Source organism: Microbacterium sp. 2FI (genome assembly GCF_005502885.1).
In the GTDB taxonomy this organism is placed as follows: domain Bacteria; phylum Actinomycetota; class Actinomycetes; order Actinomycetales; family Microbacteriaceae; genus Microbacterium.
In genome coordinates this window covers 301,754-316,523 of the sequence record NZ_SCMR01000002.1, presented here as the reverse complement: position 1 = coordinate 316,523, position 14,770 = coordinate 301,754, and the positions used below count along the sequence as shown (strand labels likewise).

Here is a 14,770-nt window from a genome sequence, read left to right as displayed (position 1 = left end):
AGCACCGTGAGCGACGACGCGATGGCGGGGACCACACGGGAGATCGTGCAGCGGGGGCTGTTCTTCGAGGAGTTCGAGGTGGGCGTGCGCTACCGGCATCAGCCCGGCCGTACCGCCACCGAGGCTGACAACGTGCTCTTCTCGACGCTCACGATGAACGCGCAGCCGCTGCACCTGGACGCCGCGTTCTCGGCCGAGCAGCCGTTCGGCCAGCGCCTCATGAACTCGATGTGGACGCTCGCCGTCATGGTCGGCTCATCGGTGAGCCAGCTCACCCTCGGCACCCTCGTCGCCCAGCTCGGCTTATCGGGCATCGAGTTCACGCACCCGCTCTTCGCGGGCGACACGCTGTACACCGAGACGCTGATCGTCTCGAAGCGCCTTTCGGCGTCGCGCGCCGGACAGGGCCTGGTGACGATGCAGCACACCGGGCGCAACCAGCACGGCGTCGAGGTGGCGACCGCTACGCGCGTCGCGCTGGTGTGGTGCTCCGAGGCGTGGAACGGCGCGTCGTCGTGACTTCGTTCGCGCTCGGACCCGCGCTGCTCTTCTGCCCGGCCGACCGGCCCGAACGCTTCGGCAAAGCCTTCGAGCGGGCGGATGCCGTCATCCTCGACCTCGAGGACGCCGTCGCGCCCGCGTCCAAGGCGGCCGCACGCGGCGCGCTCATCGAGTCGGAGCTCGACCCGGCGCGGGTCATCGTGCGGGTCAATCCTCCCGGCACCGACGACTTCGCGGCCGACCTCGCGACGCTGTCGCAGACGGACTACCGGCGGATCATGGTCGCCAAGAGCGAGTCGCCGAAGCGACTCGGCAAGATCGATCGCAGGTTCGCTGTCGTCGCCCTCTGCGAGACGGCGAAGGGTGTCGCGCAGGCTGACCGCATCGCCGCCCTCGACAACGTCGAAGCCCTCATGTGGGGTGCCGAGGACCTGGTCGCGAGCCTCGGCGGCACGTCGAGCCGCAAGCCGAACGGCCGCTACCGCGACATCGCCCGGTACGCCCGTGCGCGCGTGCTGTTGGCAGCGGGGTCTCGGCACAAGGCCGCGATCGATGCCGTTCACCTCGACATCGACGACGTCAAGCGCCTCGCGATCGAGGCTGCCGACGCTGCGGCATCCGGGTTCGCCGCGACCGCCTGCATCCACCCGGGCCAGGTTGCGGTCATCCGTGACGCCTATCGACCCGATGCGCGTTCGCTCACGTGGGCGCGTGACGTGCTCGCCGCCGCTGACGGGGAGCGGGGCGTCTTCACGTTCGACGGTCGCATGGTCGACGAGCCGGTGCTGCGCCATGCGCGGGCGGTGCTGAAGCGGGCGGGCGCTTAGCCCTCGACCCGTACCCGCCGTTCCCGATCAGCCGTCAGGGGAGACGCGCTGCGCGGCGATCTCGGCGGCGACCCGACCGATCAGCTCGTACGGCACCTCGTGCGCGTGCGGGAAGACGACCGAGTCCTTCTCGGCGCGGTAGGGCGCGATCTCGGACTCGAGGGGAGCGGGGAGCGTCGGAACCGGGTAGAGCCCGATGTGCTTCTTCCAGCCCGCGAAGTGCAGCGCGTAGCGTCCGCCGAGCATGACAGCGGCGATGCCGTAGCGCATCTTCTGCTCAGGGGCCTCGTGACCGGAGGCCGAGGCGACCGCGCCGACGATCTCGGCGCGGATCCGGCGAAGGCGCTCGGCGACATCGGGCGGAAACCCCGCGATGTAGTCGTCGACGGTGGCGGGTGCGGGCATGGCGCGAGCCTAGGCGAGGGCGCTCTCGTACGACACCATGCGCAGGCGATCCCGCTCGAAGAGCAGCTCGTGTGCGGAGCCGTTCGCGAGCTTCTCGCCCGGTGCCGGCAGTTCGCCGCCTGATGCGTGGCCGAGGATCTCGCGGATCATCGCGCCGTGGGTGACGACGATGAGGGATGCCGATGACGGCGCCGTTTCGCGGCGATGGGCCCGGACCGCCTCCTTGAGTGCGGCGATGCCCCGCGCGAGCAGCTGCGGCCGCGGCTCGGCGCCGGGAACGGCTGCTGCGTGCCAGTCGCCCCAGCGGCGGAAGAACTCGTCGGCATCGATGCCCTCGGCCTCGCCGTACGAGCGCTCACGGAGCCCTGGGTACACCCGCGCGGCGGCGAGCTGCAGGTCGTCGGCGATGATGGCGGCGGTCTCCCGCGCGCGCGACAGGTCGCTCGAGACGATCGTGGGGGTGACGGTCAGGTCGAGCCGGTCGCGCAGTGCGGCCGCGGCATCCTTCGCCTGTCGGCGGCCGGTGTCGTTGAGGGGGATGTCGGTGGATCCCTGGATGCGCCGATCGCGGTTCCAGTCGGTCTCGCCGTGGCGGATGAGGATGATCGCGGTCACCGTTCGAGCCTACGTGCTCAGTCGATGGCGGGGAGACCGTCGGCAAGGGCCCGCAGCACCTCGCTCGTGCCGGCGTCGACCTTGACGGTCGCGCGCGCGTCTGCGCGCGTCGTGCCGCGGTTGACGATCACGACGGGAAGCCGGCGGCGTCGTGCGCGCTCGAGAAGACGGATGCCGGAGTTCACGACCAGCGACGACCCCGCGATCACGAGCGCCTCGCTCGCGTGCACCAGCTGCTCGGCCTCGCGGAACTTCTCGGCGGGGATGAACTCGCCGAAGAACACGACGTCGGGCTTGAGCATGCCGCCGCACACGCTGCACGCGGGCACGAGGAACCCCTCGGTGCTCTCGGGGAGCACATCGCCGTCGGGACCCAGGGCGACGTTCTCGGGGATGCTGATCCAGGGGTTGTCGGTCTCGACGCGCACCGACAGGTCGCGGCGGTCGAACACCTGGCCGCAGTGGGTGCAGAACACGCGCCGCATGGTGCCGTGGAGCTCGACCACGCGCCGGCTGCCGGCGCGCACGTGCAGGCCGTCGACGTTCTGCGTGATGACCCCGGTCGCCAGCCCTCGCGACTCGAGGTCGGCGAGCGCGAGATGCCCCGGATTCGGCGTCGCCGCGGCGAACGCGCGCCAGCCGAGGTGGCTGCCCACCCAGTAGCGACGGCGTGCCGTCTCGCTCGCGAGGAACTGATCCACGGTCATGGGCGTGCGCACCGGCGCCCCTTTGCCGCGATAGTCGGGGATGCCGGAGTCGGTGGAGACGCCGGCGCCGGTGAGCACCGCGACACGGCGTCCGGCGAGCGCGGCGATCGCCTGCGCGACCGCTTCGCCGGCTGCGGCGTCGAGTGCGGAGACCGTCGTCACGCGCCCCCCTTTCCGGGTCCGAGTGTAGGCCGGGCGGTTTACCGGGATGTTACGCACTCTGCCAGAGTGGAGCCGTGCGCATCGAGCGGATCTCTTCGGCCGACGACGAGCGGCTCGGCGACTACCGGGATCTCACCGATGTCGCGCTCCGGCGCGTGAGTGAGCCCGCGGGCGGTCTCTACATCGCCGAATCGGCCAAGGTGATCGCCCGGGCGCTCGACGCCGGGCACCGGCCACGCTCGGTGCTCGTGCAGGAGAAATGGCTCCCCGACCTCGAGGCCGTCGCGCACGCGCATCCCGAGACCCCGATCTTCGTCGTCGAGCCCGAGGTCGCGGAGCGCCTCACCGGATACGCCGTCCATCGCGGGGCGCTGGCGTCGATGCATCGGCCCGAGCTGCCCCCGATCGAAGAGGTGCTCGCCGGCGCGCACCTGGTCGTCGTGCTGGAGGACATCGTCGACCACACCAACGTGGGGGCGATCTTCCGCGCCGCGGCCGGCCTCGGAGCCGACGCGGTGCTCATCAGCCCGCGGTGCGCCGACCCGCTATACCGCCGCAGCGTCCGCGTGAGCATGGGGACTGTCTTCCAGGTGCCGTGGACGCGGCTGCCGGAATGGCAGGTCGCCCGCGGCATCCTTCATGCCTCGTCGTTCCAGCTCGCCGCCCTCGCCCTCGCCGACGACGCCGTCGCGCTCGACGTCTTCCGCGCGCAGGGGCATGAGCGCGTGGCGCTGATGCTCGGCGCTGAGGGCGATGGGCTCAGCCGGGCCGCGCTCGCGGCAGCCGACACGGTCGTCACGATCCCGATGGCGGGCGGCGTCGACAGTCTCAACGTCGCCGCGGCCAGCGCCGTTGCCCTGTGGGAGCTGCGCAGACGTTAGGACTTCTCGTCGTCGCCGGCTTCGTCGGAGTCGGATGCCGCAGCCGCAGCTGCCGCGCCCTCCGGCGTTGCCGCGAACGGGGTCATCGGCATGGCGTCGGGCCGCTTCGCGGTGACCAGGTCGCCCGAGGACTGGTGGCGGAGCCGCCGCAGCACCCAGGGCACCAGGTGCTCGCGCGCCCACACGAAATCCACCGCGCGTGCCTCGCGCCATGTGCGGGAAGGGAGCGTCTCGGGCTGCATCGGCTGCAGGTCGTTGGGCACGTTGAGCGCCCGCAGCACCATGCGGGCGACCTCGTGGTGCCCGAGGCGGTTCATGTGCAGGCGATCGTCGTCGAAGAACCGCATGTCCTGCACCTCCTTGAGCGCCCACTGGTCGGCCACGATGCAGTCGTTCGCGTCGGCGATCGCCCGGATGTTCTCGTTGTAGATCGCGACCTTGCCGCGGAGGCCCCGGAACACGGGGGTGAAGTTGGTGTCGATGCCGGTGAACACCACCACCGTCGCGCCGGTGCTCGACAGGCGCACGACGGCGTCCTCGAACAGCTGCGCCACCGCGTCGGGGTCGGAGCCGGGCCGGATGACGTCGTTGCCGCCCGCTGAGAACGTCACGAGGTCGGGACGAAGCGCGATCGCGGGCTCGACCTGCTCGTCGACGATCCGGCCGATCAGGCGCCCGCGAATGGCGAGGTTCGCGTACGCGAAGTCGTCGACCTGCGCCGCCAGCACCGCGGCGACGCGGTCGGCCCACCCGCGGTGGCGACCGGGAGCGTCGGGATCGGGATCGCCGATGCCCTCGGTGAACGAGTCGCCGATCGCGACGTAGCGGCGCCAGGGGTGCGGCTCGGTGTTCGGGACGTAGGGGGTGCGGTGATCGTCGTAAGCAGGCATGCACTTCCTCGGTTCGTGACCGTCGACAGGATATCGCGGCTGGGTGCACCGCCGGTGTCGGCTGCCTCGTCTATCGTGGTGACTCGTTGTTTCCGGCGGGGGGAGGTGCGATTGGACGACGACGCCCTCCTCGAGGAACGCGCTTCCGAGGCCCACATCGGCAGCTTCGCCGCTGAGCATCTTTCCCCGACCTATCCCCAGCGCGCGCCGTGGGGAACCGCCCAGCGCCTGCGCGCTTGGCAGGCCGAGGCTCTCGATCTCTACTTCTCGCTCGACGGTCCCGACGGACCGGGGTCGGGTCCGCGCGACTTCCTCGCCGCCGCGACGCCGGGCGCCGGCAAGACGACCTTCGCCCTGCGCCTCGCCAGTGAGCTGCTGCGCCGTCGCGTCGTCGATCGCATCGTCGTCGTCGCGCCGACCGAACACCTGAAGACGCAGTGGGCGGATGCTGCGGCGCGCGTCGGCATCCGCCTCGACCCCGCCTTCAGCAACCGCCACGCCATCCCGGCGCGGCAGTACCACGGCGTCGCGGTGACGTACGCCCAGGTCGCGGTGAAGGCGTCGGTGCATCAGCGCCTCACGATGGATGCGCGAACGCTCGTGGTGCTCGACGAAGTGCACCACGGCGGCGACGCGCTCAGCTGGGGCGATGCCCTGCGCGAGGCGTACGCGCGCGCCACCCGACGGCTGCTGCTGTCGGGGACGCCGTTCCGCAGCGACACCGCGCCGATCCCGTTCGTCGAGTACCACCCCGACGAGAAGGGCATCCGCCTCTCGCGCACCGACTACGCCTACGGCTACCGCCGCGCCCTCGAAGACGGCGTCGTGCGCCCCGTCATCTTCCTCGTCTACGCGGGGCAGATGAAGTGGCGCACCAAGACCGGCGACGAGATGGAGGCCCAGCTCGGGCAGGACAACACGAAGGACATCACGTCGCAGGCCTGGCGCACCGCCCTCGACCCGGCAGGGGAGTGGATCCCGGCGGTGCTGCGGTCGGCCGACCGCCGGCTCAGCGAGGTGCGCGAGCAGGTGCCCGACGCCGGCGGTCTCGTCATCGCGACCGATCAGACCGCGGCCCGCGCGTACGCCGACATCCTCCGTGAGATCACCGGCGAGGCGCCGACCGTCGTCCTCTCCGACGAGGCCGAGGCCTCGTCGCGGATCGAGACGTTCTCCGGCGACGGCAGTCGGTGGATGGTCGCGGTGCGCATGGTGTCGGAGGGTGTGGATGTGCCCCGGCTCGCGGTCGGCGTGTACGCGACGTCGGCATCCACGCCGCTGTTCTTCGCGCAGGCGATCGGGCGATTCGTGCGTGCGCGGCGGCGGGGCGAGACGGCGAGCGTGTTCCTCCCGAACGTGCCGCAGCTGCTCGCGCTTGCGAACGAGCTCGAACGCCAGCGCGATCACGCCCTCGATCGCGACAGCGACGGCGAGGACGACTGGAACGCCGAAGAAGACCTGATGGATGCCGCCGAGCGCGAGGACAAGGCCTCGGACGCGCTCACCGAGGAGTTCACCTACCAGGCGCTCGGCTCGCTCGCCCACTTCGACCGCGTGCTCTTCGACGGCCGCGAGTTCGGGCAGCTCGCGGTCCCGGGAACCCCCGAAGAGGAGGAGTTCCTCGGGCTGCCGGGCTTGCTCGAGCCAGAGCACGTGCACGAGCTGCTCATGCAGCGCCAGGCGCGCCAGGGCCGCCATCGTCGCGCCCGCGAGGCGCGGGAGGGGAGCGAGGGCAGCGAGGTCACCGGCGGCGCGCACGAGCCGGCGCCGCCGCAGGCGCTCCACCGCACGCTCAAGGAGCAGCGCCAGCTGCTCAACAGCCTGGTCGGCCTGTACGCCCGGCAGTCGGGCGAACCGCACGGCACGGTGCATGCCGAGCTCCGGCGCATCTGCGGCGGGCCCGCTGTCTCGCACGCGACGGTCGTGCAGCTGCAGGCCCGCATCGATGTGCTGCGGCGGCGCGTGCACTCATGAGCCGCGCGGCCGCGCGCGCCTAGACTCCGGGCATGGGTGCCGCCTACTCGTTCCTCTCGCGGTGGAGCCTCGATGTGCCGGCGCGCCGGTGCTGGGAAGAGATCGAGCGGATGCTGCGCGCCGACGCCGCCGCGCCGACGTGGTGGCCGGGGGTCGAGCTCGTGACGCCGCCTTCGCGCCTCGCCGCGGGGGAGCACCTCGTGCTCGCGGTGCGGAGCCCCCTCGGCTATCGGCTGCGCGTGCGCCTCGAACTCGTCCACGTCGACCCCGGGCGCGCACTGTCGGCGGCGAGCACCGGCGATCTGCGGGGGAGCGGGAGGGTCGAGGTGGCCGCGGCCGGGCCCGAATCGTCGATCGTGACGTTCCGGTGGGACGTCGCCACCGAGCGCCGCTGGATGAACGCCACCGCGTGGGCGCTGCGGCCCGCGTTCGAGCGGGCGCACGCGCACGTCATGCGCGCCGGCGAGCGCGGCCTCCGGGCCGAGCTGGAACAGGGCCAGGGCTGACGGTTCGGAGGGCCGAAATGCTGTCAATCCGCGGATTCGCGGGGTGCGGCATCCTGTCGCTCACTAGCGTGGAAGGGTTCCCCGCACCGCAGCCTTCGGAGGCCTGATTGAGCGCGCCCACCGCACCGACCGCCCGCGACCGCCGCCGGTGGGCGCAGTATCTCGTCAACGAGCGCGCCGAGGCGCGCGTCTACCGCGAGCTCGCGGGGCGACGCGACGGCGAGGAGCGCGAGATCCTGCTTGCCCTCGCCGACGCCGAGGGTCGGCATGAAGCGCACTGGCTTGAGCTCCTCGGCGGCGAGCCGTCACGGCTGCCGCGACCCGACGCCGGCACGGTGCTGCTGGGCTCGATGGCCAAGCGCTTCGGTTCGATCTTCGTGCTCGCCCTCGCTCAGAACGCCGAGGCCCGCTCGCCGTACGACGACGAGCCGTTCGCCACGTCGGCGATGGCGGCCGACGAGAAGATCCATCACGAGGTCGTCCGCGGCCTCGCGGCGCGCGGGCGGCGGCGGCTGTCGGGCACCTTCCGCGCGGCGGTGTTCGGCGCCAACGACGGTCTCGTCTCGAACCTCGCCCTCGTGATGGGGGTCGGGGCGACCGGCGTCGCACCGCAGTTCGTGCTCTTCAGCGGCATCGCGGGGCTCCTGGCCGGCGCGCTCTCGATGGGCGCCGGGGAGTTCGTCTCGGTGCGCTCGCAGCGGGAGCTGCTCGAGTCCACGCAGCCGGGCAACTACGCCGACCACGTGCTCCCCGACCTCGATCTCGACGCGAACGAGCTCGCCCTGGTGTACCGCACGCGAGGGATGCCTGCCGCCGACGCGCTCGAGCGCGCGCGCCGCGTCGTCGCCACGGCACAGGCCGCCGATCGCTCAGAGCCCTACCGGCTGCCCGACGAAGCCGTCGACGACCACGAGGTCGTCGGTGCCGCGTGGGGCGCCGCGCTGTCGAGCTTCCTGTTCTTCGCCTCGGGCGCGATCATCCCGGTGCTGCCGTGGATCTTCGGGCTGTCGGGGATGACCGCCGTGATCATCGCGCTCGTACTCGTCGGCATCGCGCTGCTCGGCACCGGTGCCGCCGTCGGACTGCTCTCGGGTGGCCCCCCGCTGCGACGGGCGCTGCGACAGCTCGGGATCGGGTATGCGGCGGCGCTCATCACCTACGCGCTCGGCCTCGCGTTCGGCGTCTCGGTGGCGTGACGGCCTCGGTTCTTCGACGGCGCCGGAACATGGTAATGTCGTTCCTCGGTTGCGAAACCGAAACCACCTTGCGCGGGTGGCGGAATAGGTAGACGCGCTAGCTTGAGGTGCTAGTGCCCGTATAGGGCGTGGGGGTTCAAGTCCCCCCTCGCGCACAGAACGAAGAAGGCTCCCGAAAGGGGGCCTTCTTCGTTTGTCCCTCCACACCGGAAGGTAGGTTTGTCGGCATGCCGTCTCCCGATCCCGAGCTGCCCGAAGTCGCCGCGGTGGCCCGCGACCTCATCCGGTTCGACACCACGAACCACGGCGGGGGGCGGGCTGCCGGCGAGCGCGAAGCCGCCGAGTACGTGGGCGCCTACCTCGAGGCGCTCGGGCTCGCCCCCGAGTACTACGAGCCGATCCCGAGACGGACCAACGTGATGGCCCGCGTGCCGGGACGCGACCGCTCCCGGCCCGCGCTCGTGCTGCACGGTCACCTCGACGTGGTTCCCGCGATCGCGGAGGACTGGAGCGTCGACCCGTTCGGGGGCGTCGTGCAGGACGGGATGCTGTGGGGTCGCGGCGCCGTCGACATGAAGGACATGGACGCCATGATCCTGACCTCCGTCGCCGACATCCTGCGCTCCGGCGACCAGCCTGAGCGCGACCTGATCCTCACCTTCTTCGCCGACGAGGAGAACGGCGGCGTCGAGGGATCGGCGCTCGTCGTGCAGGACCACCCGGAGTGGTTCGCCGGCGCCACCGAGGCGATCAGCGAGGTCGGCGGCTACTCGATCGCCGTGGGCGATCGTCGCGCGTACCTGCTGCAGGTGGGAGAAAAGGCGCTCATCTGGATCCGGCTCGTCGCGCGCGGCCGCGCGGCGCACGGCTCGAGCTTCCACGGCGACAACGCCGTCACCAAACTCGCCGATGCCGTCGCAGCACTCGGACGCACCGAGTGGCCGATCGCGATGACCGACACCACGCGCGCGATGACCGATGCGCTGTCGCAGATCACCGGCGCCTCGGCCTCGGACCCCGACGTCCTCGCCGAGGCTGCGGGTGCGGCATCCGGGTTCCTCCGCTCCTCGCTGCGGACCACTGCGAACCCCACCGGGCTCACCGCCGGGTACAAGCACAACGTCATCCCCGACCGCGCCGAGGCGCTGATCGACGTGCGCGTGCTCCCGGGTACCGAGGCAGCGGCCCTCGCCGACATTCGTCGCATCGTCGGCGACGGCGTCGAGGTCGAGATCGTCCACCAGGACATCGGGCTCGAGGTTCCGTTCGCGGGCGACCTCGTCGACGCGATGGTCGGCGCGCTCGGCCGCCACGATCCGGGCACGCCGGTGATCCCATACCTGCTGGGCGGCGGCACCGACAACAAAGCGCTGGCGGCCCTCGGCATCACCGGCTACGGCTTCGCGCCGCTGCGGCTTCCCGCCGACCTCGACTTCACCGGGATGTTCCACGGCGTCGACGAGCGCGTCCCGATCGACGCCCTCGTCTTCGGCCAGACCGTTCTCACCGACCTTCTTCGCACCTACTGACGACGGATGCCGCGAGACGGCATCCCGCACGAAAGCACGAAAGGCGCCCCATGCTCCTCGAGGCGATCATCCTCGGCTTCGTGCAGGGACTCACCGAGTTCCTGCCGGTCTCCTCCAGCGCGCACCTGCGCATCCTCGGCGAGTTCCTGCCCGGCGCTCAGGACCCGGGCGCGGCGTTCACCGCCATCACGCAGATCGGCACCGAGGCTGCTGTCGTGCTGTTCTTCTGGCGAGACATCGTACGGATCATCGGCAGCTGGTTTCGCTCGCTCGCGGGTCGCATCCCGCGCAACGACCCCGACGCGAAGATGGGCTGGCTGATCATCGTCGGCAGCATCCCGATCGTCGTGCTGGGGCTGCTCTTCCAGGACCAGATCGAGACGGTCTTCCGCTCGCTCTGGCTGATCGCCGGCATGCTGATCTTCTTCGGCGTGCTGTTGGGCATCGCCGACCACGTCGGCGCGAAGAAGCGCAAGCTGCAGGACATCACCGTCGGCCACGGCGTGATCTACGGGTTCGCGCAGGCACTCGCGCTCATCCCCGGCGTGTCACGGTCGGGCGGAACCATCACCGCCGGGCTCTTCATGGGCTACGAGCGGGCAGCGGCCGCGCGCTACGCGTTCCTGCTCGCGATCCCCGCCGTCTTCGGCAGCGGCTTCTACCAGCTGTTCAAGAGCTGGAACGAGCCCGGCGTGTTCACGCTCGGCGAGACGGCCGTCGCGACGGGCGTGGCGTTCCTGGTGGCCCTCGGGGTGATCGCGTTCTTCATGAACTGGATCTCCAAGCACAGCTTCCTGCCGTTCGTGATCTACCGCGTCGCGCTCGGCACGCTGATCCTCGTGCTGCTGAGCACGGGGGCGATCTCGGCCTACTGAGCTCGCGCGCGTCGCCGACGGGACTCGCGCTATCGGCGGGGCTCGTCGCGACCGGGCTTGGTGGGGCCGCCGTCTCCGCCGCGGCGGAGGTACCGCTCGAACTCCTGCGCGATCGCGTCGCCCGATGCCTCGGGGGAGTCCCACGTGTCGCGCGTTCGCTCGAGCTGGCGGATGTACTCCGTCATCTCCTCGTCGTCGGCTGCCGCGGCATCGATCGACGCCTCCCAGGCGGCCGCTTCGGTCGCGAGTTCGCCGCGCGGGACGGGGGCGCCGGTCAGGTCTTCGAGCCGGTCGAGGAGAGCCAGGGTCGCCTTGGGCGACGGCGTGTGGCCGGCGACATAGTGCGGGACGCTGGCCCACAGGCTCGCCGCGGGAATGCCGGCGGCATCCGCCATATGACCGAGAACGCTGAGGATCCCCACGGGTCCTTCGTACGTGCTCTTCTCGAGATCGAGCGAGGTGCGCAGGTGCTCGCTGTCGCTGCCCGCGAACACCGAGATCGGACGGGTGTGGGGGACGTCGGACATCATCGAGCCCATCGCGACGAACCCGGTGATGTCTTCGCGCAGGGCGATGTCGATGAACTCCGTCGCGAAGGCCTGCCACGCGCGCGCGGGCTCGACGCCGGTGAGCAGCCACAGCTGCGTTCCGCCGCGGGTGGCTCGTGCCGGTCGCAGCAGCGTCGCCTCGGGCCACGTCAGCGTGCGTCTGCCCTCTGCGTCGGTCGCGATCTGGGGTCGCGTGTACTGGTAGTCGAAGTAGAGCTCGGGGTCCACGGAGAAGACCGGCTCGTACGTCCCGCCCTCGCGCAGCTGCGTGATGGCGGATGACGCGGCCTCGCCGGCGTCGTTCCATCCGTCGAACGCTGCGACGAGCACCCGGCGACCCAGTCCGTCCACACGACCTCCTCCGCCCTTCCGGGCTTCCCCCAGGATATGCCCGGTTCGGCGCCTCGGTAGGATTGCCCGGTGAGTGCGCCTCGTCTTTCCGCCGTCCTGTGGGACATGGACGGAACCCTCGTCGATACCGAGCCGTACTGGATGGCCGCCGAGACACCGCTCGTCGAGCGGTTCGGCGGCACCTGGTCGCACGAGCAGGCGCTCGGCCTCGTCGGCCTCGGTCTCGAGGACTCGGCACGCATCTTCCAGGATGCCGGTGTGCGCATGGGCGTCCGCGACATCATCGACCACCTCACCGACGACGTCATGGGCCAGCTCACCGACAAGGGCGTGCCGTTCCGCCCCGGCGCGCGGGAGCTGCTGGCCAGTCTCCGCGCCGCCGGCATCAAGACGGGGCTCGTCACGATGTCGATGCGGCGCATGGCCGACACGGTCGTCGACCTCATCGACTTCGAGGCGTTCGACGTCGTCATCGCCGGCGACGAGTCGACGCGGCCCAAACCCTTCCCCGATCCCTATCTGCAGGCCTGCGAGGCGCTCGGCGTGAGCCCCGACGAGACGGTCGCGATCGAGGACTCTCCCAACGGCCTGCGCTCGGCGGTGGCGTCGGGGGCCGCGGTCATCGGCGTGCCGCTCATGGTGTCGATCGCCGGCGCCGGCGCACATGCGGTGTGGTCGACGCTCGAGGGGCGCACGGCCGAAGACGTCGCGTCGTTCCATGCAGCGCACCACGCAAACCGCCACACCACCACCGAGGAGACCCGCCCATGACCGAGCGACCGAGCGGGCCCTTCCGCATCGGCGACCGGGTCCAGCTGACCGGACCCAAGGGACGCCTCCACACGATCACGCTCCGAGAGGACGGCGAGCTGCACACGCACCACGGCGTGCTGCGGCACACGTCGCTCATCGGGCAGCCCGACGGGTCGGTGGTCGAGAACAGCTCGGGCCACGAATACCTGGCGCTGCGACCGCTCCTGCGCGATTTCGTCATGTCGATGCCGCGCGGCGCTGCGATCGTCTATCCGAAGGATGCCGCGCAGATCCTCGCTCAGGCGGACGTGTTCCCCGGCGCCACCGTGGTCGAGGCCGGCGTCGGCTCGGGCGCGCTGTCGCTGTGGCTGCTGCGTGCGATCGGCGGCGAGGGGCGCCTGGTGTCGTTCGAGCGGCGTTCGGACTTCGCCGAGGTCGCGCAGGCGAACGTCGAGACCTTCCTCGGCGGCGTCCCCGTGAACTGGGACGTCGTGGTCGGAGACCTCGTCGAATCGCTTCCGGCGGCCGTCGACCCGGGCACCGTCGATCGCGTGGTGCTCGACATGCTGGCGCCGTGGGAGTGCATCGACGTCGTCGCCGACGCTCTCACCCCCGGCGGCGTCGTCCTCTGCTACGTCGCCACGGCGACCCAGCTGAGCCGGGTCGCGGAGTACATCCGCGCCACCGGCCTGTACACCGAGCCCGAGGCCAACGAGACGATGGTGCGCGGCTGGCACGTCGAGGGTCTCGCCGTACGCCCCGACCACCGCATGGTCGCGCACACCGGGTTCCTCCTTTGGGCGCGCCGGCTCGCGCCGGGCGCCGTGCTGCCCGAGGTCAAGCGCCGTGCGTCGAAGTCGAGCTACGGCGATGAGGACGTCGAGCTGTGGACGCCCGGAGCGGTCGGCGACCGGCAGATCACCGACAAGAACCTGCGCAAGCGTGTGCGCGAGGCACAGCGCGCCGCCGAGGGTGCCCGTCAGGCTGCCCAGGGTTCCGAGCCGGAGCAGGGCTCGCAGTAGCGCCGAGAGGGCGGCGCCGTGCCGCCTAGACTGTTGCGGTGCGCAAGATCCCCGCTGCCCTCGCCGTCCTGACCCTCGCGACCGTCGGTCTGGCCGGATGCTCCCTGCCCGGCTCGTTGACAGGCTCCTCGGACTGCACCCGCACGGCCCCCGACGCGACCACCGTCGACCTGGTCACCGTGGACGGCTCGTTCGACGGTGTTCCCGACGTCGAGGTCTACACGCCGTTCCACACCGATGAGACCGTCTTCGCCGACGCTCAGACGGGGGAGGGCACGCCCATCACGACGGCTCAGCAGCTCGTGATGATCGACGTGACGCTCGTGAGCGGCACGACCGGTGACGTCGTCGCGGCGACCTACGACGGCGAGCAGACGCGGGTCTTCCCGCTCACCCAGTGGGAGCAGACCTTCCCCACCATCGAGGAGGCGCTCCACTGCGCGACCGAGGGCTCGCGTGTCGTCATCGCACTCGCCCCCGGCGACGTCGAGGCCGAGACGGCCGCGAGCGTCGGGCTCGCCGAGGACGACTCCTCGATCGCCGTGATCGACGTGCGCAAGGTCTACCTCTCCCAGGCGAACGGACGCAACCAGTTCAACAGCGGCCACGGCCTCCCCACGGTCGTCCGCGCACCCGACGGACGCCCCGGCATCATCGTCCCCGAAGGGGCGGCGCCGAGCGACCTCGTCGTGCAGACCATCAAGAAGGGCGACGGCCCGGTCGTCACCGGCGAGGTTCCGGCGCGCGTGCACTACACCGGGCTCACGTGGGCCGAGCGCGAGGTCTTCGACACCACGTGGGACTCGCAGCCGGCATCCATGACGCTCGACGCGGTCGTCCCCGGCTTCGCGGCGGCGCTGGAGGGTCAGACGGTCGGCTCGCAGGTCATGGTCGTCATCCCGCCCGATCAGGGCTACGGAGATGTCGACCAGGGCGCGATCCCCGCCGGCTCGACGCTGGTGTTCGTCATCGACATCCTCGGTCTCGACGCAGCGCCGTAGCGGGCCGCGCGCCGCATCGGCGGCGAC

General features: G+C 71.2%; 16 protein-coding genes and 1 tRNA gene. 12 read left to right on the top strand and 5 right to left on the bottom strand.

Annotated elements, in window-relative coordinates; translation table 11 throughout:
- The first annotated feature begins 21 nt into the window (after nt 1–21).
- Entirely contained in the window at nt 22–519 is a 498-nt protein-coding gene (locus FFS15_RS03850; protein WP_137843708.1) for a MaoC family dehydratase, read from the top strand.
- Nucleotides 516–1,328 (top strand): CoA ester lyase, encoded by an 813-nt coding sequence (locus FFS15_RS03845; RefSeq protein ID WP_171013068.1) that lies wholly within the window; start codon nt 516–518, stop codon nt 1,326–1,328. The genes FFS15_RS03850 and FFS15_RS03845 overlap by 4 nt, the downstream gene beginning before the upstream one ends.
- Before the next feature lie 27 nt (nt 1,329–1,355).
- Here the strand turns inward: FFS15_RS03845 and FFS15_RS03840 are convergent, their stop codons facing one another.
- Genes FFS15_RS03840 through FFS15_RS03830 form a run of 3 tightly spaced genes read right to left on the bottom strand, consistent with a single transcriptional unit; the run spans nt 1,356 to nt 3,217 of the window.
- Nucleotides 1,356–1,733 carry a DUF1801 domain-containing protein gene (locus FFS15_RS03840; RefSeq protein ID WP_137843668.1) on the bottom strand — a complete coding sequence of 126 codons (378 nt, stop codon included), beginning with the start codon at nt 1,731–1,733 and terminating at the stop codon, nt 1,356–1,358.
- A 9-nt stretch (nt 1,734–1,742) separates the two neighbouring features.
- Nucleotides 1,743–2,348 carry a histidine phosphatase family protein gene (locus FFS15_RS03835; RefSeq protein WP_137843667.1) on the bottom strand — a complete coding sequence of 202 codons (606 nt, stop codon included), beginning with the start codon at nt 2,346–2,348 and terminating at the stop codon, nt 1,743–1,745.
- Nucleotides 2,349–2,365: 17 nt separating this feature from the next.
- Entirely contained in the window at nt 2,366–3,217 is an 852-nt protein-coding gene (locus FFS15_RS03830; RefSeq protein ID WP_137843666.1) for a Sir2 family NAD-dependent protein deacetylase, read from the bottom strand.
- 74 nt (nt 3,218–3,291) lie between these two features.
- Between FFS15_RS03830 and FFS15_RS03825 the strand changes: the two genes are divergently transcribed.
- The gene (locus tag FFS15_RS03825) at nt 3,292–4,098 is read left to right on the top strand and encodes an RNA methyltransferase (protein ID WP_137843665.1); all 807 of its coding nucleotides are present in this window, start codon (nt 3,292–3,294) and stop codon (nt 4,096–4,098) included.
- On the opposite strand, the gene FFS15_RS03820 is transcribed toward FFS15_RS03825, so the two are convergent.
- Nucleotides 4,095–4,988 carry an SGNH/GDSL hydrolase family protein gene (locus tag FFS15_RS03820; protein WP_137843664.1) on the bottom strand — a complete coding sequence of 298 codons (894 nt, stop codon included), beginning with the start codon at nt 4,986–4,988 and terminating at the stop codon, nt 4,095–4,097. The two genes, FFS15_RS03825 and FFS15_RS03820, sit on opposite strands and share 4 nt — an antisense overlap.
- Before the next feature lie 111 nt (nt 4,989–5,099).
- Between FFS15_RS03820 and FFS15_RS03815 the strand changes: the two genes are divergently transcribed.
- From FFS15_RS03815 to FFS15_RS03790, 6 genes are all read left to right on the top strand, one after another.
- Nucleotides 5,100–6,962 (top strand): DEAD/DEAH box helicase, encoded by a 1,863-nt coding sequence (locus tag FFS15_RS03815; RefSeq protein ID WP_137843663.1) that lies wholly within the window; start codon nt 5,100–5,102, stop codon nt 6,960–6,962.
- Nucleotides 6,963–6,994: 32 nt separating this feature from the next.
- Nucleotides 6,995–7,468, top strand: a complete 474-nt coding sequence (locus FFS15_RS03810; RefSeq protein WP_137843662.1) for a hypothetical protein — start codon at nt 6,995–6,997, stop codon at nt 7,466–7,468.
- 107 nt (nt 7,469–7,575) lie between these two features.
- A complete protein-coding gene (locus FFS15_RS03805; RefSeq protein WP_137843661.1) occupies nt 7,576–8,664 on the top strand; it encodes a VIT1/CCC1 family protein in 1,089 nt (362 codons plus the stop codon).
- A gap of 70 nt (nt 8,665–8,734) precedes the next feature.
- Nucleotides 8,735–8,819, top strand: a tRNA-Leu gene (locus FFS15_RS03800).
- 72 nt (nt 8,820–8,891) lie between these two features.
- Nucleotides 8,892–10,193, top strand: coding sequence for a M20/M25/M40 family metallo-hydrolase (locus tag FFS15_RS03795; RefSeq protein WP_137843660.1), 1,302 nt, complete (start codon nt 8,892–8,894; stop codon nt 10,191–10,193).
- Between the two features lie 50 nt (nt 10,194–10,243).
- Nucleotides 10,244–11,068 carry an undecaprenyl-diphosphate phosphatase gene (locus tag FFS15_RS03790; protein ID WP_137843659.1) on the top strand — a complete coding sequence of 275 codons (825 nt, stop codon included), beginning with the start codon at nt 10,244–10,246 and terminating at the stop codon, nt 11,066–11,068.
- A 29-nt stretch (nt 11,069–11,097) separates the two neighbouring features.
- Here the strand turns inward: FFS15_RS03790 and FFS15_RS03785 are convergent, their stop codons facing one another.
- Complete coding sequence (locus tag FFS15_RS03785; RefSeq protein ID WP_137843658.1) at nt 11,098–11,967, bottom strand: PAC2 family protein; 870 nt, start codon at nt 11,965–11,967, stop codon at nt 11,098–11,100.
- 69 nt (nt 11,968–12,036) lie between these two features.
- Here FFS15_RS03785 and FFS15_RS03780 point away from each other — a divergent pair, with 69 nt between their 5' ends.
- The 3 genes from FFS15_RS03780 to FFS15_RS03770 are packed head-to-tail and all read left to right on the top strand — an operon-like array spanning nt 12,037 to nt 14,743.
- Entirely contained in the window at nt 12,037–12,738 is a 702-nt protein-coding gene (locus FFS15_RS03780; RefSeq protein WP_137843657.1) for an HAD family hydrolase, read from the top strand.
- Nucleotides 12,735–13,742, top strand: a complete 1,008-nt coding sequence (locus FFS15_RS03775) for a tRNA (adenine-N1)-methyltransferase (protein ID WP_137843656.1) — start codon at nt 12,735–12,737, stop codon at nt 13,740–13,742. Before FFS15_RS03780 ends, FFS15_RS03775 begins: the two co-directional genes overlap by 4 nt.
- Before the next feature lie 38 nt (nt 13,743–13,780).
- Nucleotides 13,781–14,743, top strand: coding sequence for an FKBP-type peptidyl-prolyl cis-trans isomerase (locus tag FFS15_RS03770; protein ID WP_137843655.1), 963 nt, complete (start codon nt 13,781–13,783; stop codon nt 14,741–14,743).
- Nucleotides 14,744–14,770: the final 27 nt, after the last annotated feature.

Bases quoted from the DNA above. Each gene is read 5' to 3' on its own strand.
- FFS15_RS03790 (WP_137843659.1), top strand. From the start codon at position 10,244: ATGCTCCTCGAGGCGATCATCCTCGGCTTCGTGCAGGGACTCACCGAG.
- FFS15_RS03820 (WP_137843664.1), bottom strand. From the start codon at position 4,988: ATGCCTGCTTACGACGATCACCGCACCCCCTACGTCCCGAACACCGAG.
- FFS15_RS03850 (WP_137843708.1), top strand. From the start codon at position 22: ATGGCGGGGACCACACGGGAGATCGTGCAGCGGGGGCTGTTCTTCGAG.
- FFS15_RS03775 (WP_137843656.1), top strand. From the start codon at position 12,735: ATGACCGAGCGACCGAGCGGGCCCTTCCGCATCGGCGACCGGGTCCAG.
- FFS15_RS03840 (WP_137843668.1), bottom strand. From the start codon at position 1,733: ATGCCCGCACCCGCCACCGTCGACGACTACATCGCGGGGTTTCCGCCC.
- FFS15_RS03795 (WP_137843660.1), top strand. From the start codon at position 8,892: ATGCCGTCTCCCGATCCCGAGCTGCCCGAAGTCGCCGCGGTGGCCCGC.
- FFS15_RS03810 (WP_137843662.1), top strand. From the start codon at position 6,995: ATGGGTGCCGCCTACTCGTTCCTCTCGCGGTGGAGCCTCGATGTGCCG.